The 19,812-nt window shown below is 74.6% G+C and carries 15 protein-coding genes; 14 read left to right on the forward strand and 1 reads right to left on the reverse strand.

Features of this window, described 5'->3' with window-relative positions:
* Positions 1–11: 11 nt before the first annotated feature.
* The 14 genes from IF55_RS02350 (at position 12) to IF55_RS02415 (ending at position 15,751) form a co-directional block, all read left to right on the forward strand.
* Positions 12–2,750 (forward strand): non-ribosomal peptide synthetase, encoded by a 2,739-nt coding sequence (locus IF55_RS02350; RefSeq protein WP_078643418.1) that lies wholly within the window; start codon positions 12–14, stop codon positions 2,748–2,750.
* Positions 2,747–5,743 (forward strand): type I polyketide synthase, encoded by a 2,997-nt coding sequence (locus IF55_RS02355; protein WP_048831428.1) that lies wholly within the window; start codon positions 2,747–2,749, stop codon positions 5,741–5,743. The genes IF55_RS02350 and IF55_RS02355 overlap by 4 nt, the downstream gene beginning before the upstream one ends.
* Positions 5,740–6,600 (forward strand): 3-hydroxyacyl-CoA dehydrogenase family protein, encoded by an 861-nt coding sequence (locus tag IF55_RS02360; RefSeq protein WP_030882027.1) that lies wholly within the window; start codon positions 5,740–5,742, stop codon positions 6,598–6,600. Before IF55_RS02355 ends, IF55_RS02360 begins: the two co-directional genes overlap by 4 nt.
* Positions 6,600–6,860, forward strand: coding sequence for an acyl carrier protein (locus tag IF55_RS02365; protein ID WP_030882030.1), 261 nt, complete (start codon positions 6,600–6,602; stop codon positions 6,858–6,860). Before IF55_RS02360 ends, IF55_RS02365 begins: the two co-directional genes overlap by 1 nt.
* The gene (locus IF55_RS02370) at positions 6,857–7,993 is read left to right on the forward strand and encodes an acyl-CoA dehydrogenase family protein (RefSeq protein ID WP_048831429.1); all 1,137 of its coding nucleotides are present in this window, start codon (positions 6,857–6,859) and stop codon (positions 7,991–7,993) included. Before IF55_RS02365 ends, IF55_RS02370 begins: the two co-directional genes overlap by 4 nt.
* Positions 7,990–9,039 (forward strand): HAD-IIIC family phosphatase, encoded by a 1,050-nt coding sequence (locus IF55_RS02375; RefSeq protein WP_037964379.1) that lies wholly within the window; start codon positions 7,990–7,992, stop codon positions 9,037–9,039. Before IF55_RS02370 ends, IF55_RS02375 begins: the two co-directional genes overlap by 4 nt.
* Before the next feature lie 54 nt (positions 9,040–9,093).
* Positions 9,094–9,732, forward strand: coding sequence for a class I SAM-dependent methyltransferase (locus tag IF55_RS02380; RefSeq protein WP_030882038.1), 639 nt, complete (start codon positions 9,094–9,096; stop codon positions 9,730–9,732).
* A gap of 8 nt (positions 9,733–9,740) precedes the next feature.
* A complete protein-coding gene (locus tag IF55_RS02385; RefSeq protein ID WP_048831430.1) occupies positions 9,741–10,487 on the forward strand; it encodes a 4'-phosphopantetheinyl transferase family protein in 747 nt (248 codons plus the stop codon).
* Complete coding sequence (locus IF55_RS02390) at positions 10,484–11,254, forward strand: SDR family NAD(P)-dependent oxidoreductase (protein ID WP_030882043.1); 771 nt, start codon at positions 10,484–10,486, stop codon at positions 11,252–11,254. The genes IF55_RS02385 and IF55_RS02390 overlap by 4 nt, the downstream gene beginning before the upstream one ends.
* A complete protein-coding gene (locus IF55_RS02395) occupies positions 11,247–12,215 on the forward strand; it encodes an NAD(P)-dependent oxidoreductase (RefSeq protein ID WP_048831431.1) in 969 nt (322 codons plus the stop codon). Before IF55_RS02390 ends, IF55_RS02395 begins: the two co-directional genes overlap by 8 nt.
* A 29-nt stretch (positions 12,216–12,244) precedes the next feature.
* Positions 12,245–13,309, forward strand: coding sequence for a Gfo/Idh/MocA family protein (locus tag IF55_RS02400; protein WP_030882048.1), 1,065 nt, complete (start codon positions 12,245–12,247; stop codon positions 13,307–13,309).
* A gap of 61 nt (positions 13,310–13,370) precedes the next feature.
* Positions 13,371–14,180 (forward strand): DODA-type extradiol aromatic ring-opening family dioxygenase, encoded by an 810-nt coding sequence (locus IF55_RS02405; protein WP_030882052.1) that lies wholly within the window; start codon positions 13,371–13,373, stop codon positions 14,178–14,180.
* A complete protein-coding gene (locus tag IF55_RS02410) occupies positions 14,155–14,490 on the forward strand; it encodes a hypothetical protein (RefSeq protein WP_030882055.1) in 336 nt (111 codons plus the stop codon). The genes IF55_RS02405 and IF55_RS02410 overlap by 26 nt, the downstream gene beginning before the upstream one ends.
* Positions 14,491–14,521: 31 nt before the next feature.
* Positions 14,522–15,751: an MFS transporter gene (locus tag IF55_RS02415; RefSeq protein ID WP_030882057.1), complete on the forward strand. Its 1,230-nt coding sequence runs from the start codon at positions 14,522–14,524 to the stop codon at positions 15,749–15,751.
* Between the two features lies 1 nt (position 15,752).
* On the opposite strand, the gene IF55_RS41120 is transcribed toward IF55_RS02415, so the two are convergent.
* Positions 15,753–19,796: a type I polyketide synthase gene (locus tag IF55_RS41120; protein WP_030882059.1), complete on the reverse strand. Its 4,044-nt coding sequence runs from the start codon at positions 19,794–19,796 to the stop codon at positions 15,753–15,755.
* Between the last annotated feature and the right edge of the window lie 16 nt (positions 19,797–19,812).

The following is a 19,812-nucleotide window of genomic DNA, read 5'->3' on the forward strand; positions in this document are numbered from 1 at the left end:
CCGTCGGCCGCGTGGAAAGGAAGCGCATCGTGCTCGTACTCCCCGAACACACCAGCGCCCCGGCCCCCGGGACGACGGCGACGGCCCTGCGCCGGCCCGCGGACGCCGTGCTGCGGGCGGCCGCCGCGCTCGACGCGCCCCCCGACGACGTGCTCTGCGCCGCCCTGACCCTGCTCGCCGACCGCTACCGGCAGCACTGGAACCGGCGGCTGCGAGCTGCCGCGCCCGCCCCGGCGCGCGTCGCGACCGCCACGTGCCTGCGCGACCTGCTGCCCGCGGCCGGGACGCCGCACGAGGCCGAGGAGGAAGCGGCGGCCCCCCTCGTGCGGGCGGGCGCCGCACTGGACCCGCGCACCGACGACCTCGCGGTGCGCGTGGCGGGCAGGACCCTGGTCCTCGAAGCCAACCCCGCCTCGTTCGGCCCCGACACGCTGCGGGGGATCGGCGACCACCTGGACGCCGTGCTCGACCAGTGCGCCGCCGGCCGCGCACTCGCCGACGTCGACCTGCTGACCGACCGGGAACGGGAATTCCTGGAACGGCACGGAGGCCGTCCCCGGGACTACCCGGCCACGACCCTCCACGAACTCGTCGCCCGGCAGGCGCGGCGAACCCCCGACGCCGTGGCCCTGTCCCACGGCGAGCAGCGGCTCGGCTACCGGCGGTTGGACCGCGCCGCGAACACGGTCGCCCACCGCCTCGCCGAGCTGGGCGTCGGCCCCGGCACGCTCGTCGCGGTCGCGGGCGGGCGCTGCCTGGAACTCTTCGTCGCCCTGCTGGGCGTACTCAAGGCCGGCGGCGCCATCGTCCATCTCGACCCGGCGCAGCCGGACACCTACCACAGCTCCGTCGTCGCAGCCGCCGGCCTGCGTATCGTCGTCGTCGCCCCCGGCGGCGCCGTCCCCGCCGCGGCGGGAAGCGCGCTCGCGGAACTGCCCGTGCACGGCATCCTCGCCGAGGCCGAGCACGCCGACACCCCGCCCGGAGGCGGGGACTCCGGCAACCCCGAACACCCCGGAAAGGGGGCCGGGCCGGAGGACCCCGCCTACGTGATCTTCACCTCGGGGACGACGGGCCGCCCCAAGGGGGTCGTACGCCCGCACCGCATGCACACCTCGCGCATCGACCTCGAACAGTCGATGTACGGACTCGGCCCGAGCGACCGCGTACTGCTGAAGTCGGCGGTCTCCTTCCGGGAGTTCCTGTGGCCCCTCGCGGTCGGGGCGCGGGCCGTCATCGCGCGCGAGGGCGGCGACCGGGACGACCGCTACCTGCTCTCGCTGATGCGCGAGGAGCGGCTGACCGTGGTCAGCTTCGTGCCCTCGATGCTGCGGCTGCTCGCGGCGGACCCGGCCTTCGCCGAACTCGACGCCCTGCGCCACATCTTCGTCGGCGGCGAGAAGTTCCCCCGTGACCTGGAACAACGGCTGATCGCCCAAGGGCACGCGGTGCACAACACCTACACACTCACCGAGGCCGACTACGTCCTGCACCGCCGCGGGCCGACGGACCAGCCGGGCACGGGCAGCGTCGCGGGCCGGGCCCTGGACATGCGGGTCTACCTGTGCGACCCGGACGGCCGGCGGGTACCTCCCGGCGTGGTCGGCGAGATCCGCACCGGCGGCCCCGGACTCGCGACCGGCTATCTGGACCAGCCCGCGGAGACCGCCCGGCGCTTCGTGCCCAACCCCTTCGAGGGTCCGCCCGGAGCGGCCGGCGGGGCGCCGCTGCTCTTCCGCACCGGCGACCTCGCCCGCTTCCTGCCGAACGGCGAGGTCGAGTACATCGGCCGGGCCGATCTCCAGGTGAAGATCCGCGGCCTGCGGGTGGAGCCGACCGCCGTCGAGGCGGTGCTCCGCGAGCACCCCGACGTCGCGGACGCCGCCGTCGTCGGATACCCCGACCCCGACCAGGGCTTCCGGCTGTTCGGCTTCGTACGGCCCGAGCCCGACGGCACCTCCGTGGAGAGCCTGCGAGCCTTCCTGGCCGAGCGGACGCCCCCGCACACGATCCCCGCGCACTTCGTGCTGCTCGACCGGCTGCCCCTGCTGCCCAGCGGCAAGACGGACCGCGCGGCCCTCGTGCCGGTCCCCGGCGACCGGCCGCCGCTGCGCGTCCCCTACGTACCGCCGCGCACCGACGCGGAGCGCCGGGTGGCCGCGCAGTGGAGCCGGGCTCTGGGGCTGGACCGGGTCGGGCGCGACGACGACTTCGCCGGCCTGGGCGGCGATTCGCTGCGGCTGCTGGTGCTCCGGTCGCTGCTGGAGCAGGAGTTCGGGGCCGCCGTGGAGGTGGCGGACCTCTTCGACCGCCCGACCGTGGGCGTGCAGGCCGAACTGTTCACCCGCCGCGGCCCCGATGCGACGGCGTCCGACGGCGCGGCGGCCCCGGACCGGGGGCCGGAGCAGGACGGCACACCGACGCGGGGCCGGGCGGCGGCCCAGGCGCGCCACCGCGAGCAGCAGCGACGGCGCGCGGCAATGGGCGGCGTCCCGGCTCCGGCCCCGGCGCGGCTCCCCGCCGCGGATTCGGAACAGGCGGAGTCGGAACAGCCCGCGGCTCCGGAACAGACCGCGGCTCCGGAACAGGCCGCGGAGTCGGGACGGGTTCCGGCTTCGAACCAGGTTCCGGCTCCGGACCAGGTTCCGGCTCCGGACCAGGTTCCGGCTCCGGACCAGGTTCCGGCTCCGGACCAGGTTCCGGCTCCGGACCACCGGGGCCAGGCTCCGCGGGAAGGAAAACCCGCGTGACGGGCATCGCCGTCGTCGGGCTGTCCTGCCGGTTCCCCGGGGCGGCCGACGCCGACGCGTACTGGGCCAACCTGACAGCCGGGCGGGACAGCGTCCACCGGGCCGCGCCGCGGGAACTCGTCGGACTGGTCCCGGAGGAGGTACGCGCGCACCCCCGGTTCGTCGCCGCCTCCGGCCTCGTGGACGACGTGTTCGCCTTCGACCCGGAGCGGTACGGCATGTCGCCCCGCGAGGCGACGGTCACCGACCCGCAGCACCGGCTGTTCCTGCACGCGGCCCGCGAGGCGCTGGAGAACGCCGGGATCCGGGCGGTGGACGCCGCCCGGATCGGCGTCTTCGCCGGCGTGGGCCGAAACCGGCACGAGGACTGGGTGCGCTCCACGCTCCCCGACCCGGACGCCGAGGACCTGATGCTGGAGATCGGCAACGGGAAGGACTACTTCGCCACCCGCCTCTCCTACCGCCTCGGGCTCACCGGCCCCAGCGTGGTGGTGCAGTCCGCCTGCTCCACGGGGCTGCTGGCCGTGCATCAGGCATGCCTGTCCCTGGCGAACTACGAGTGCGACACCGCGCTCGCCGGGGCCGCCGCCGTCCGGGTGCCGCTGGAGTACGGCTATGTGTTCACCCACGGAGCGATCGGTTCCCCCACCGGGCGCTGCCGCCCCTTCTCCGCGCACGCCGACGGCGCGGTACCGGGTGACGGCGTCGGCTGCGTCGCCCTGCGCAGACTGGCGGACGCGCGGGCCGGCCGTGATCCCGTACTCGCCGTCCTCCGCGGCTCGGCGGTCAACAACGACGGGGCCAAGGGGAGCTTCGCGGCCGTGAGCGCCAGGGCACAGCAGCAGGTCATCGAGGAGGCGCTGAGCCTGGCGGAGACGGACCCGGGCGGCATCGGGTGCGTCGAGGCGCACGGATCGGCCACGGCGCTCGGCGACGAGACCGAATGGACGGCGCTCGGCCGGGTGTTCAAGGACGAGGTCCTGGTCGGTTCCGCCAAGTCCAACGTCGGCCACCTGCGCGAGGCGTCCGGGATCGCCGGGCTCATCAAGGCCGTCGGCGCCGTACGCACCGGCCGGGTGCCCGCCAGCCTGCACGACGGGCGCCCCGCGCGGTACGTCCGCGACACGGCGACCGGGCTGCGCCTGCCCGACCGCACCGTGTCGTGGACGGGGCCGCTGCCCCGCCGGGCCGGGGTCAGCTCCTTCGGGCTGGGCGGCACCAACGTCCATGTCGTCGTCGAGCAGCCGCCCCCGAGCGCGCCCCCGGCGGCCGGGCCGGCCGCCGCCGAAGTCCTCACCGTCAGCGCGCACACCGCGACCGCGCTGCGTGCCACCGCGGCGCGCCTCGCCGCCGCGTCCGCGGCCGAGCCTCTCGCCGACGCGGCGCACACCCTTCAGGAGCGCCGGGCCCCGCTGCCTCACCGCCTGGCGGTGCCCGCCACCCGATGGCAGGAGGCGCGCGAAGGGCTCCTGGCGCCCGGCTCCGGCGGCGTCGCCGACGGGCCGCCGCGGTGCGGATTCGTCTACCCGGGGATCGGTGACCACTACGAAGGCATGGCGGCGGGACTGCTCGACTATCTGCCGGGCTTCCGCCCGCGGCTCGCCGACGCTCTGACGACGGCCGGCGAACTCGCCGGCCGGGACTTCCAGGCGCTGCTGTTCCCGCCGCGGCGGACGCCGCGCCGCGCGGCGGGCGGCGTGGACCTGCGCGCCATGCTGCGCGGGGCGCCGCGCGAGGCGGCCCTCAACGACCCGGTCAACGCCCATGTCACCGTCTTCTGCGTGCAACTGGCCCTCACCGAGGCCCTGGCCGACCTCGGCGTCGTGCCCGCGGCCGTGTTCGGCCACAGTCTCGGCGAGCTCGCGGCGGCGACCGTGGCGCGGGTGTTCACGCGGCAGGACGCGTACCGCGTCGTGGTGCGCCGGGCCCAGCACGTCGCGGCGCTGCCGGCCGGCGCCATGCTCGCGGTCGCCCTGCCGGAGGACCGCGCCGTCGAACTCACCGGCCCGCGCGTGTGGCTGTCGACCGTCGTCACGCCCGCGAGCTGCGTGCTCGGCGGGGCCCGGGCGGACCTGCTGGCCGTCGCCGAGCGGCTGCGCGAACGCGGCGTCCAGACGCGGATGACGGGCGTCTCGCACGCCTTCCACACCCCGCTCATGCGGCCCGCGGCCGAGGAGCTGCGCGCCCTGCTCACCGCCATGCCCCTGCGGCCCCCCGAGACTCCCTTGGTCACGGGGCTGGGCGGCGACTGGGCCGGCGCGGACATCGCCCGGCCGGACTTCTGGGTCCGGCAGCTCACTTCCACGGTCCGCTTCGGGGACGGGGCGCTGCGCATGTCCGGGCGGTGCCCTGTACTGCTGGAACTCGGGCCCGGCCAATTGCGCACCGTGGTGAGCCAGTCGGGCATCGCGCGCGCGGGAGTGGCGGCGCTGGCGACCGTACGGCGGCGCTACGAGGACGACCGCGACGACCTGGTCCTGGCGCGCACCCTCGGCCGCCTGTGGGAACGCGGCACGCCCGTCGACTGGGCCGCGCTGCGGGGCGGGCGCGCGGCCCGCGGCGTGCCGCTGCCGCCGAACGCCTGCGACGACCGGGAGCTGCGGGCCGCCGGCCGGGCCGCGCCCCCGCCACGGCAGCGCGCCGGTACGGCCGAAGAGCACCGGCCGGCCGTGCCCGACGGGGCGGTACCGACGCCGCCGGGCACCCACACCGCCGCGCGGCCGGCCCCCGCCCGTACCCCGCGAGAGGGCTCCGGCGTACCGGAACTGCTGGCGGAAATCTGGCGGACGCTGCTCGGAGTACCCGACCCCCTGCCACAGGACCACTTCTTCGACCTGGGCGGCGACTCGCTGATGGGGGTGCGGCTGACCCGTCTGCTCGAAGACGGCCTCGGGGCGCACGTACCCACCGCCGTGATCTTCAAGTCGGCCGTCCTGGCCCGCATGGCTGAGAACGTCCAACAGTGGCTCGACGCGAAAGGACACGCGCGATGACCGGCCGGAAGACACCGGTGGGGGTGGTGGGAGCGGGGGTGATCGGATGCAGCGTGGCACACGCCGTCGCACGCGCCGGCGCCCCGGTGACCCTGTACGACAACTCCCCGAAGGCGCTGGACTCCGTGGCGGACACGCTGCGGACGGCGGAGCGGATCACCAGACTGCGCAAGGGCCGCGCCGCTCTCGCGCCGGTCACCCCGACCTCCGACCCGCGGCGCCTCGCGGACTGCGAGGTGGTGATCGAGAACGTCACCGAGGACATCGCGGTGAAGGAACGGGTGCACCGGGAACTGGACGCGGTGCTCGCGCCCGAGAGCGTCGTGGCCGTGAACACCTCGGCCGTGCCCATCACCCGCCTCGCGCTCGCCACGGCCCACCCCGGCCGGGTGATCGGGGCGCACTTCATGAACCCGGTCGCGCTCATCGACGCGGTCGAGGTGGTACGCACCGCCTACGCGGAGCCCGCGGCGCTGGAGCGGCTGCGCTCGTTCCTGTCCCTGATCGGCAAACGGAGCGTGGTCGTCGCGGATGCCGCGGGGTTCGTGATCAACCGCTGTCTGATGATGTTCGTGAACGAGGCCGCCGATCTGCACGCGGCCGGCGTCGCGGGCCCCGAGGAGATCGACCAGCTCTTCCAGGACTGCCTCGGGCACCGCTCGGGCCCGCTGCGGACGGCGGATCTGATCGGCCTGGACACGGTCGTACGGACACTGGAGGTGCTCGCGCACTACTACGGGCCCGCCCGATTCACCCCGGCCCCGCTCCTGCGCCAGATGGTCGACGCCGGCCGGCTCGGCCGCAAGAGCGGCCGGGGCTTCTACCGTTACACGGCGGACGAAGTGGGGGCTCGCTGATGCCGGACCAAGGCTCCGGGAGGGACGTACGCAAGGCGGTCAAGGAATTCCTCGGGCGATTCGTCGACGATCCCGACATCTTCGAGGAACGGCCCATCATCACCGCGGGGCTGCTCGACTCCCTCGTCGCCACCCAGATGATCGACTTCATCGAACAGCACTGTGGCGCCCCCGTACTCGACGAGGACCTGGAGCTGGAGAACTTCGACACCCTGGACGCGATCGAGGAGTTCGTCCGGCGCAAGCGGGCCACGGCGTGAACACGGTCACGGGGCGATTCCCGGTCGCGGCGCGCGACCGCCTCCGGGCCGAGGCGGAGCGTTGGGAGCGCGCCGGAGCGGTGCCGCGCACGGCCGTCGCGACGATCGCGCGGACCGGCGCGCTGGGGGCCATGGTGCCCGCGGAGTACGGCGGCGCGCCATGGAGCCACGCGGCGTACGGCGACGCCAACCGGCTGCTGGGCACGGTCTCCGCCGCCGCGCAGAGCCTGCTCACCGTCCACGGCATGGTCTGCCGGTCCCTCGCCCGCTGGGGCGCCCCCGCCGTCCGCGCCGACTGGCTGCCGCGTCTGGCGGCGGGCGTCGAGATCGGGGCGTTCGCCCTCACCGAGGAGCAAGCGGGCAGCGACGTCTCGGCGCTGACGTGCACCGCCCGGCCCGTGCCCGACGGCTGGCGCCTCACCGGAGTCAAGCGCTGGATCAGCTTCGGGATGCTCGCCGACGTATTCCTGGTGTTCGCCCGTACGCCACGGGGGCAGGCGGCGTTCGCCGTGCGCGCCGACGACCCGGGGCTCGCCCGTGAACCCGAGGCCCGCACCGCCGGATTCCGCGCCGCCCACCTGGCCCGGCTCACCCTGGACGACTGCGCTGTCCCCGCCGACCGGCTGGTGGGACGGCCCGGCTTCGGCCTCGCGGAGGTCGCCGCGCGCGCCCTGACCCTCGGCCGGCTGTGCGTCGCCTTCGGCGCGCTCGGGGTGGCCGAAGCATGCCGGGACGCCACCTTGCACACCGCCGCCCAGCGCCGCCGCTTCGGCCGCCGACTGGGCGAGTTCCAGCTCGTCCAGGGCCTGATCGCCGACACGGAAGTGGCGCTGGAGGGGGCGCGGGCGCTGGCGCAGCGCGCGGCACGCGCGCTGGACGACGGCGACGACTGGGCCGTCGCCCAGGTGCTGACGGCCAAACTGGCGGCCAGCCGCGCGGCTCGGCTCGCCGCGGACTGCTCCGCGCAGCTCCACGGGGCCGAGGGCCTGGCCGAGGGCTCTCCCGTCGAGCGCCGGAGCCAGGACGCCCGCGTCCTGGAGATCATCGAGGGCAACACCCAGCTTCTGCAGCAGCTCATCGCCGAACAGGTCACGGCGCGCTGGCGCGCCGCCACGACGGGACGGGACGCATGAACGACCGTGGCACGGCGACCAGGCCCCCGCAAGTCAAATGCGTGGTCTGGGACTTGGACGACACCGTGTGGGACGGGGTGCTGGCCGAGGGCGACGACGTACGGCTGCGCGAAGGCGTCGCGGACCTCATACGGGAACTCGACGCACGGGGCGTACTGCAGTCCGTGGCGAGCAAGAACCAGCCTTCCGCGGCAGCCGCCAAACTCGCGGAACTGGGGCTGTCCGACTACTTCCTCTTCCCGCAGATCTCCTGGGAAGCCAAATCCCGGCTGCTGGAACGGATCGCCGAGCAGCTCAACATCGGCCCCGACACCCTGCTGTTCGTCGACGACTCGCCCTTCGAACGGGCCGAGGTCGCCGACCGGCTGCCCGCCGTCCGCAGCGCCGACCCGGCCGACCTGGCCGCCCTGCTCGACCGCGCCGACCTGCCGCCGAAGGCGGCGAGCGCCGACGCCACGCTGCGGCGCACCCGCTACCGCGACGAAGCGCGACGCCAGGCCTACGAGGAGGACTTCACCGGGCCGCGCAAGGAATTCCTGCGCTCCCTGGACATGCGGCTGACGGTCCGCGACGCGAACCCCGACGACCTCGACCGCGCCGCCGAACTGACGGAACGCACCCACCAGCTCAACACCACGGGACTGACCTTCTCCAAGGCACAACTGCGCCAGCTCATGTCCCAGCGGGAACACACCGTGCTGGTCGCCTCGCTCCGGGACCGCTTCGGCGCGTACGGCACCATCGGGCTGGTGCTGCTGACCCGGCAGGCGGGGGAGTGGCGCATCCGGCTGTTCCTGATGTCCTGCCGGGTGATGGGCCGCGACATCGGCGGCGCCGTGCTCGCGCACCTGGCGGCCGCGGCGGACCGCCAGGGCGTCCGGCTCACCGCCGACTTCCGCCACACCGACGTCAACCGGCCCATGTACCTGCTCTACCGGCTGTCGGGGTTCGCCGCCGAGGAACGCGCCGGCCGGACGCTCCGCCTCCGCCTCGGCCCGAAGGCGAGCCGGTGCGTCCCCGACCACGTGACGCTCGAAGACCCCTGATACCGGCACCGCCCCGCAGCCACCCATCACGCGCACGGCAGAGGAGCAACGGACATGGAAGCCTTCACCGACCGCTGGGCCGACCACTTCTCCAAGCTTTACGCCGACCTCCCCCTGGGAGAGATCTCCTGGTTCACCGCGTCGGTCAGCCCCGTGCTCACCGAACTCGTCATCGACGGGACGCTGCGGCCCGGACAGCGGGTCGTCGACCTCGGCTGCGGAGCCGGGGTGCACGCCGCCTTCCTGGCCCGGCACGGAATGGACGTCATCGGCGTCGACCGCTCCGCGGTGGCCTTGGAGGCCGCCCGCCGGCTCATGGACCTCTTCGGCGTGCGCGTCACTCTGGTCGAGGCGGACATCCTCGCGACGACCCTGCCCGACGGCGAGGCCGATGCCGTGCACGACTCGTTCATCTACCACAACATCCGCCCCGAGGCCCGGCAGGCGTACGTTCGCGAGGCCGCCCGCGTCCTGCGGCCCGGGGGGCGGTTCGTCCTCGTGGGCTTCTCCGACCGCATGACCCCCGGCAGCGGCCCCCTGCGGCTGACCTCCGACGACGTGCTCGACGCCGTCACGCCGTACTTCGAGGTCGAGGAGTTCCGGAGGTTCCGCAACCTCCCGACCCGCGCCCGCCCCGACCAATGGCACTGGTTCGGCCACTTCCGCAAGCGGACCGTGCCCCGCACGGGATGAGGCGCGCCATGCGCGGAACACCGCCGGGCGCACTTCGGCACCCGCACGTCTGGCTGGTGGACCTCGCGGAACTCGCCGCCGGGCGAGCCTCCGCGCGGGCCGCCGCACACCTGGCGCTGCGCGCGCTCGCCGCCCACCACCTGGGCTGTCGGCCGGCCGACGTGCCGCTCGTACGCCACTGCCCCCGCTGCGGAACCGCCGATCACGGCAGGCTCGTTCTCACGGGCCCGGCGTCGGTGCACCTGAGCCTGTCGCACTCCGCGGACCTGGCCGCGATCGCGCTGTGCGGCGGCCCCGCCGGCGTGGACGTCGAGCGCGTACGGCCGGACGTCGACTGGCAACGGCTCGCGAAGCGCGTTCTCGCTCCCCGGGAGGCGCCCCCGCGAGGGTGCGAGCGGAACTGGTTCGAGCTGTGGACCGCCAAGGAGGCGGTGCTCAAACTCGTGGGGCGGGGCTTCGCCCAGCCCCTCAGCGGCATCACCCTCACCGCCCCCGACGCGGCGGGGTGGTCGCGGGCCGGCATGGCCCCCCGCACCGGCACGGCCGAAGACGTCGGCTGGGTGCGGAGACTGTCCGCGCCCGCCGGGTTCGCCGCCGCTCTCGCGGTCGCGCGCCGCGCGCCGCCGCCTGTGGTGCGTGGGCTGCGGCCCGCCTCGTCGGACGAGATCACGCGCTGGGCCGACGAGCCCGGCCGCCTTGCGGCAGCTACCGCGGACCTTCCCCAGGAGCGGGACATCCCCCAGGAGAGCGCATGAGCGAACAGCGTTTCAAAGACCGAACGGTACTGATCACCGGCGGCGGGCGCGGCATCGGGCGAGTGCTGGCGCTGGCCTTCGGCGCGGAGGGCGCCCGCGTCGCCCTCGCGGCCCGGACCGCGGAGCAACTCCACGCCGTCGCCGCGGAAGCCGAACGGGCGGGCGCCGCCGCGCTCCCGCTCGTCTGCGACGTCCGGCACGAGGACCAGGTGGCCGACGCCGTCGCCCGCGTCGAGGAGGCGTACGGCCCCGTCGACGTGCTCGTCAACTGCGCCGGGGCCTTCGACATGGGACCGACGGAGAAGTTCCCCGCCGAGCGGGCGCGGGACCTGTTCGAGACCAATGTGACCGGCACCCTGCTGGTCTCCCAGCGGGTGGCGCCGGGCATGCTCGAACGCGCCCGGGGGAAGATCGTCAACTTCGCCTCCCTGCTGTCGTTCACGGCCTTCCCCGGCCGCGCCGCCTACGCCGCCAGCAAGGGCGGCGTGCTCCAGCTCACGAGGGCCCTCGCCCTGGACTGGGCGGGGCGCGGCATCAACGTCAACGCGGTGGCGCCGGGCATGATCCGGATCGAGACCCCGCACCCCGCGGTCGCGGCGGGCACGCTGCGCCGCGACGACATCGCCGCGCGCATCCCCGCCGGGCGGCCGGGCACCCCGCAGGACGTGGCCGGCGCCGTCCTGTTCCTCAGCTCGGACGCGGCCGACTACATCCACGGCCAGACCCTGGCAGTCGACGGGGGATGGCTGGTCAACGGCTATGTGTGAACCCGAGAGCAGGGCCCGCGCCAACGGCCCGGCGGCGACCGCGGCCGAGCCGGTCGGGGTGCTGGTGCCCGACGGACGAGGGGTGCGCGCGGTCGGGGCCGCCCCCGGGCTCGTACCCCTGCGCTACGCCCTCGACGGGCCGCTGCCCCCGGCCGCCACCGCCGCCCGCGTGCTCGTGCCCGGCCGCGGCCCGGTCGAGCGCCACCTGGACCTGGTGCGCGCCCTGCCCGGCCTGCGCCTCGTACAACTGCTCCACTCGGGGACCGAACAGTGGGCCGGACGGCTCCCGGCCGGCCTGCTGCTGTCGAACGCGCGAGGCGCGCACGGCCCCTGCACGGCGGAATGGGCGCTGGCGGCTCTGCTCGCGGTGGTACGGGAGTTCCCCGAGGCGTTCGCGTCACAGACCCGCGGTACGTGGCGGCCGTTCGCCGCGGAGACTCTGGAGGGCAAGCGCGTACTGATCGTCGGCGCCGGCAGCATCGGGGCCGCCCTCCGGGTCCGGCTGGAGGCCTGCGGCGCCGGATGCACCATGGTGGCTCGCCGGGCCAGACCCGGCGTGCACGGCCGCGACGAACTGTGCGGACTCCTCCCGCACCACGACGCCGTGGTGCTCGCGGCACCGCTGACGGCGGAGAGCCGCGGCATGGCCGACGCGGAGTTCCTCGCCCTGATGCCGGACCGGGCGGTGCTGGTCAACGCCGGCCGCGGGGCCCTGGTCGACACCGGAGCCCTCCTCGCCGAACTCGGCCGCGGGCGGCTGCGCGCGGCCCTGGATGTCACCGACCCGGAGCCGCTGCCCGACGGCCACCCCCTCTGGTCCGCCCCCGGCGTCCTGATCAGTCCCCATATCGGCGGTGGCGCGGGGGACTCCGAGGAGCGCGCGTGGACCGTCGCGGTCGACCAGATCAGCCGGTTCGCCCGCGGCCTGCGACCGCCCAACGCCGTCCCGTCCCCCACCTGACCCCGAACCGCTCGACAGGAGAAGCCGACATGCCCCAGCGGTCCCATGCTCCCTTCCTCCACGCCATCGTCGGCTGCGGCCGGGTGGCGCCGAACCACGTCGACGGCTTCCGGGCCCTGGCAGAGCCCTGGGAGGTGGGCTGGGCCTGCGACCGGGAACCCGCGAGGGCGCGGGAATTCGCCGCCGCACACGGCATCGCCGCCGCCACCGCGTCCGCCGCCGAGGTGTTCGCCGACCCGGCCGTCACCAGTGTCTCCCTCACCGTCGACCACGCCCAGCACGCGCCGCTCGCGGAGCAGGCGCTGACCGCGGGCAAGCACGTACTGGTCGAGAAGCCGCTCGCGCTGTCCGTCGCCGACGGGGAGCGGCTGGTGCGGCTGGCCGCGGACCGCGGCCGGGTGCTGTCCGTGGTCTCGCAGCACCTGTACGACCCGCTGGTGCGCGCCGTGCACCGCTGGGTGAAGGACGGGGTGCTCGGGCGGCTGCTGCACTGCCGCGTCTCGCTGGAGTCGAGCAGGGAGGAGCCGTACTACGCGGACAGCTACTGGCGCGGCACCTGGGCGGGCGAGGGCGGCTCGGCGGTGATCAACCAGGGCTACCACTGCCTGGACGTGGCGCGCACGCTCTGCGGAGAGCTGCGGGTGGTGGCCTCGGTGGCGCGCTGCGGAGAGCTGTTCGCCACGATGGAGACCGAGGACACCCTCAGCGCGCTGCTGGCCGCGGGGGAGGTCCCCGTGGCCTTCAGCGTGACCGTCGGCTCCACCGTCACCTGGCGGTCGCGGATCGAACTCATCGGCTCGGCCGGGACCGTGGAGTTCGACATCGACCACCCCGCGAGCCTCCACCGGGCCACCGGCAGCGCCGAACTGGAGCGGCTGGCCGCGGTGGAGCGGGCGAGGGCGGCGGAGGAGGAGCCGCCGGGCATCGACTACTACGGCGTCTCGCACCGGCGGCAGATCGCCGACTTCGCGCAATCCGTACAGCGCGGCGAGCCCATGACGGCCTCGACCGGGAACGGGCTGCGGATGGCGGCCCTGATCACCGACCTCTACGCCGCCGCCGGACTCGATCGCGCGCAGCGGCGGGAGGCGTGAGGTGGGGCCGACGGCGGGACTTGAGACAGAACTTGAGACAGAACTTGAGACGGGAAGCGTCGTGGCGGCCGCAGGCGTACCGCACACGCCGGCCTTCCCGGAGCTGGCGAACCGGCCGGAGGGCACGGACATCCGCGAGCGCTACGCGGCCGTCGCCCACGTGCTCGACGCCGCGCGCCCGGACGTTCTGTGCGTGTTCACCAGCGACCACATCAACACCTTCTTCCTCGACAACTGGCCGAACCTCGCCGTGATCGCGGCCGACGAGGTGAGCGGCCCCCTCGACGAGGTGCCGGGCGTGGCGCGCACCCGAATCCCCGTCCACGCGGACCTGGCCGCCCACCTCTACGAGACCTGCGTGCGCCGCGACTTCGACCCCGCGCTCGTACTGGACGCCGCCGTCGACCACAGCGTGGTCGTGCCCCTGCACTTCCTCAACGCGAACAGGCCGCTGCCGATCGTCCCCATACACGTCAACGGCATGATCGCGCCGCTGCCCGGGCCCCGGCGCTGCCTGCAGCTCGGCGCCGCGGTCGCGGACGGCATCCGCACGTTCTCCCCCCGCCTGCGGGTCGCGGTGGTGGCCAGCGGCAGCTTCTCCCTGGAGGTCGGCGGTCCGGCCGTACACGCCGGGGCGACCTACGGAGTCCCCCGGCCCGACTGGGCCGCGCGCGTGCTGAGCCATCTGCGGTACGGGCGGCACGCGGCGCTGGCGGCGGAGACCACACCACGGCTGCTCGCCGAGGCCGGGACCGTGGCGGGCGAACTGCTGAGCTGGCTGGGCATGCTGGGCGCGGCCGAGGGCCTGAAACTCGCCCACCTCGACTACCGCGAAGGGGAGGGGCATGGCTTCGTCGCCTGGCGCGAGTGACATCCGCGGCCTGCGCGCCGCGTACACCGTCAACCGGCTCTGCCACCGACTGCACCGGGACCCCGATCTCGTGCGACGGCTCCGAGAGGGCCCCGAACGCGCCCTCGCCGACTGGCCGCTCACCGCCGAGGACCGGCGCCTGCTGCTGACCGGCGACATCGCCGCCCTGTACGGGCGCGGTGCGCACCCGGTCCTGCTGGTGCGGATCGCGGCGCTGTCTTTGTTCGGCGTCACCGCCGACGACTACAGTCGCCGAATCCGGACCGCCGGCCGCCGTGGGGGCGCGCCGAGGGCCCCGACGGACGCCTGAGGCGGGGCGGGAGAGAGGGACGGGAGCGCCCATGGTGCCGGAACTGCTGCGGACGAACCGGAACTTCAGGCTCTACTTCATCGGTCGCAGCATCACAGCACTGACCCTTGCCATCGGACCCGTCGTCCTGCCCTTCGCCGTCCTCGCCGCCCACGGCTCCGCGACCTCCGTCGCCACGGTGCTCACCGCGCAGGAAGCGCCGATCATCGTGCTCGTGCTGATCGGCGGCGTACTGGGCGACCGGTACGAGCGCATGACCATCCTCGCCGGAGCCAACACCCTCTCGTCCGTCGCGCAGTTCATCATGGCCGCGCTGCTGCTGACCCACACGGCCGAAGTGCCGACGCTCCTCGCCGCCGCCCTGCTCAGCGGCCTCGCCGCGGCCGTGGCCCTGCCGGCCGGCGCGGGCTTCGTCTCCTACCTCGTCGAACCGCCCGACGTCGCACAGGCCCAAGCGCTGCTCTCGGCGTCCCGCACCGCCGTGATGGTCGGCGGCGCGGCCCTGGGCGGCGTCATGGTCAGCTTCGTCGGGCCCGGAGTCGCCTTGCTGCTGAACGGCGTCTTCTTCATCAGCAGCACGGTCCCCCTGCTCCTCATCAAGCCGGTCGAGACGGACCCGCCCCCCTCCGTGTCGCTCGTGCGGTCCCTAGGGGAGGGCTGGCGCGAGTTCTGGGGAAAGCGCTGGATCGCCGTCACGGTGGGACAGACCCTCTCCTATACCACCTGCATGGTCGCGGGCTTCCAGATCCTCGCCCCCACGATCGCCTCGGAGCGCTTCAACGGGGCTGCGGGGCTGGGCCTCTTGATGTCCGCACGCGCCCTGGGCGGCCTGCTCGGTGCGACCGGTGCGGTAGGGCTCCGGCCGAGACGCCCGCTGTTCCTCGGGCAGTTGTGCCTGCTCGCCCAGGGGGCGATCCTCGCCATGATGGGGCTGTCCCTGCCGTACCCGCTGCTCATCGGCGCGATAATCCTCGACGGGGCCGCGGCCGAGTACTTCATGACCGTGTGGCACATCAGCGTGCAACTCCGGGTGAGCCGCGGGCTGCTCTCGCGGATGAACTCCTACTTCACGCTCATCCAGTACTGCAGCACGCCGCTGGCCGCCGCCCTGATGATCCCGCTGTCGGGCCACCTGTCGGCGTCCTCGACATTCCTGCTGCTCGCGGGCGTCACGCTGGGCGCCACGACACTGATCACCAGCCTGCCCCCGGTACGCGGCCTGGGCCCCGTACCGGCGGCGGAACGTGCTGGACGCACGTGAGTCAGGGGCGGACGGGCCGGCGGGCCAGCCAGTCGTCGATGGCCGAGGCGGTGGTCGCGGCGTGGGCGTCGAGCAGGGTCAGATGGGTGCCGGGTACGTCGACGGCGTCGTGGGCGGAGGGCCAGTGGGCCTGCCAGTGGTCGCCCGGGCGGGAGGGGGCGCCCAGGCGTTCGGTGGCGCGCAGGAGCAGGGTCGGGATGTCGCCGAGGTCGGTCGGCGCCCAGTCGTCGAACAGGTGCAAGTGGTGTGCCATCGCGGTCAGTTCGGCGCCGCGGAGCGGTTGTGCCGCGGTCCACTCGGCGTAGGCGTCGCCGAGCAGGCCGGTCTGGATCTCGGCCAGGCCGGTGCTGCCGGGCAGGTGGCTGTCCAGCAGGACGAGCGACCGCGGCGCGGTGTCCAGGTCCTTGAGGCGGGCGGCCGCCGCGTGGGCGATCCAGCCGCCGGAGGAGTATCCGACGAGGACGTAGGGGCCCCTCACGTGGGCGAGCACCGTCTCGGCGACCGCGGCCACCAGGTCGGTCCGGGTCGGGGGAAGGGGCTCGTGGTCCGCGTAGCCCGTCAGCGGCAGTACGACCATGTTGTGCGCCGTGCGCAGCGCGTCGGCCAGCCGGGCGTACTGGTAGACGTTGGAGGGCGCGACCACGGAGGGGACGCAGACCAGGGTCGGGCCCGCGAACCCCTGGGAGAAGCTGACGGGTTCCCGCGCCTTCGGCGCTCCGGCGCCTACGCGCAGCCGGGCGGCGACGGCCAGCAGCTCCAGCCCGTCCTCGACCTGGTGCTGCGCGCAGGCCCGAGCGAAGAGGGCCGGCAGCGGGTCGGCCGTCGGCGGTGCCGCCCGGTCCGCGTCCCCCGGCGTCGGGCGCGTCGGGGGTGTTTCGAGGTCTTCGAGCGCGGCGAAGCGGTCGGCCAGGTGAGCGGCGACCGCGTGCGGCGTCGGCGAGTCGAGGACCAGGGTGCGGGGCAGCTCCAAGCCGGTGGCGGCCCTCAGGCGCTCGGTGAGCCAGGCCGCGGTCAGCGAGTCGAAGCCCAGCTCGGCGAAGCCCCGCTGGGGGTCCACGTCGTCGAGCGCGTCGTAGCCCATCAGCCGCGCCACATGGCCGCGGACTTCGGCGAGCAGGATCTCCGGCCACTCCTCGCGCGGGCGATCGGCCAGCTCGCCACGTACGGAAGGGACCTCGGCGACCGCCTCGGCCGTCACCGCGTCCGGCAGCGGGGCGCCCGTCCCGCCGACGACACCCTGGTCGGCCAGCAGGCTCGCCCCCGGCGGCAGATGATCGACCAGCCAGTAGCGGCGGCGCTGGAAGGCGTACGTGGGCAGGTCGAGCTGGGCGGCGCCGGTGCCCGCGTAGACCGCGCGCCAGTCGACCGGCACACCGCGGACGTGCAGGGCGGCCGCCGCGTCCAGCAGCGCGGCCGGCTCGGCCCGGCCCTGCCGCAGGGTCGGCACGAAGGCCCGCTCCGGTGCGCCCGGGCCGGCCGGCGGCAGGCAGTCCCGGCCGAGGGCGGCGAGGACCCCGCCCGGCCCGAGCTCCAGGTAGGTGGTGACACCGGCCTCGCCCAGACGCACGACTCCGTCGTGGAACCGCACCGCCGCACGGGCCTGGGCGACCCAGTAGTCCGCCGAACGCATCCGCTCGCCCCGGTCCGCGGCGCCCGGAGCGAGCGGCACGATGGGGATGCGCGGCGCGGCGTACGAGAGGTGCGCGATCGCCGAGCGGAAGTCGGCCAGGATCGGGTCGATCCGCGGCGAGTGGAAGGCGTGGCTCACCCGCAGTTCGCGCGGGTGAAGGCCCTTGTCGGCGAGTTGTGCCACGAGAGTGCCGAGCGCCTGCGCGTCGCCGGAGAGCACCACCGAGGCGGGGCCGTTCACCGCGGCGACCGACACGAGGCCGGTGAACTGATCCAGCGTCGGCAGAACGTCTTCTTCCGCCGCGCGCACGGCGACCATCGCACCGCCGGGGGGCATGCCCTGCATGAGCCGCGCCCGGGCGGCGACCAGCGCGCAGGCGTCGGCGAGCGACAGTATCCCGGCCACGTGCGCGGCGGTGACCTCGCCGATGGAGTGTCCCGCGACGAAGTCCGGGCGGACCCCCCACGACTCGACGAGCCGGAACAGAGCGGTCTCGACGGCGAAGAGCGCCGGTTGGGCGAATCCGGTGCGGTCGAGCAGGCCCCGCGGATCGTCCTCGGCGAACGTCAGGTCACGCAGTGAACGGCCCAGCGGACCGTCCAGGTGCGCGCAGACGGCGTCGAACGCCTCGGCGAAGACAGGGTGCTCCGCGTACAACGCGCGGCCCATGCCCGGCCGCTGCGCCCCCTGGCCGGTGAACAGGAAGGCCAGCCGGCCGTGCGCGGTGGCGCCCGTCGTGACCGCGGCGTGCGGTGTGCCCTCGGCGAGCGCGTCGAGCCCGCTGAGCAGGCCGTCCCGGTCGGCGGCCACGACGACGCCGCGGTGGTCCAGGGCGGCGCGCGTGGTGGCCAGCGAGTATCCGACGTCGGTGGGGTCGGCCGGCTCGGCACGGTCCGTCAGGAAGCCGGCCAGCCGCGCGGCCTGGGCGCGCAGCGCGGCCGCGGTGCGGCCGGAGACCGGCCAGGGAACGGCGGTGAGCGTACGGCGCGCGACGCCGTCGCCCTCCCGTCCGGTGGCGTCGTCCTCGGGCGCGGCTTCCAGAACGACGTGCGCGTTGGTGCCGCCGATGCCGAAGGCGGAGACCGCCGCCCGCCGCGGCCGGTCTTCCGTGTCCGGCCACGGCCGCGGCTCCCGCAGGAGCTCCACGTCGCCGGCCGTCCAGTCGACCTCGGCGGACGGCGGGTCGGCGTGCAGCGTCGGCGCCAGCACGCCGTGCCGAAGCGACATCACCGTCTTGATCAGTCCTCCCACTCCGGCGGCGGACTGGCTGTGGCCCAGGTTGGACTTGAGCGACCCCAGGTACAGCGGACGACCGGGCCGCCTGTCCCGCCCGTATGTGGCCAGCAGCGCCTGGGCCTCGATCGGGTCGCCCAGCGTCGTGCCCGTGCCGTGCGCCTCGACGGCGTCGACATCGGAGGAGGTGAGCCCGGCGGCGGCCAGCGCACGCCGGATCACCCGCTGCTGGGACGGGCCGCTCGGCGCGGTCAGCCCGTTCGACGCCCCGTCCTGGTTGATCGCCGAGCCGCGCACCACCGCCAGCACCGGATGCCCGTTGCGCTGGGCGTCGGACAGCCGCTCCACGACGACCATGCCGACGCCCTCGGCCCAGGACGTACCGTCCGCGGCATCGCCGAAGGACTTGCACCGGCCGTCCGGAGCGAGCCCGCGCTGGGTGCTGAACTCGACGAACGAGCCCGGCGTGACCAGCACGGAGACGCCGCCGACCAGGGCGAGCGAGCAGTCTTCGGCGCGCAGCGCGCCCGCCGCGAGGTGCAAGGCGGTGAGCGACGAGGAACAACCGGTGTCGACGGTCACCGCCGGCCCCTCCAGCCCCAGGAGATAGGAGATCCTGCCGGAGATGATGGCTCCCGCCAGGCCGCCGAGCAGCAGCCCTTCGAACCCGGTCGGGTAGCGCGCCAGCAGGGCCGCGTAGTCGGTCACGCTCGGGCCCACGAACACCCCGGTCCCGCTGCCGCGCAGCGCGTGCGGATCGATCCGGGCCCTTTCGAGGGCCTGCCACGATGTCTCCAGCAGCAGTCGCTGCTGCGGGTCCATGGCGGTGGCCTCACGGGGCGAGATGCCCCAGAACCGCGCGTCGAAGTCCGCGACATCGGTCAGGAAGCCGCCCTGCTGGGTGTAGCTGGTGCCCGGGCGCCCCGGGTCGGGGTCGTAGAGCGAGTCGAGATCCCAGCCCCGGTCGCGGGGGAACGGGGTGATCGCGTCCCGCCCGGTGACCGCCAGCTCCCACAGATCCTCGGGAGAGCGCACGCCGCCCGGATAGCGGCACGCCATGCCGACGATCGCGATCGGCTCGCCGACCCGCCGCTCCAGTTCCTCCGACCGCTTGCGGGCCCGTACCAGGTCCGCCGTGACCAGGTTCAGGTAGCGCCGCAGTTTGTTCTCGTTGTCGTCCATCTGCTCCTCGACCTCT

The sequence above is a fragment of the Streptomyces varsoviensis genome (assembly GCF_000718635.1).
Lineage (GTDB): Bacteria > Actinomycetota > Actinomycetes > Streptomycetales > Streptomycetaceae > Streptomyces > Streptomyces varsoviensis.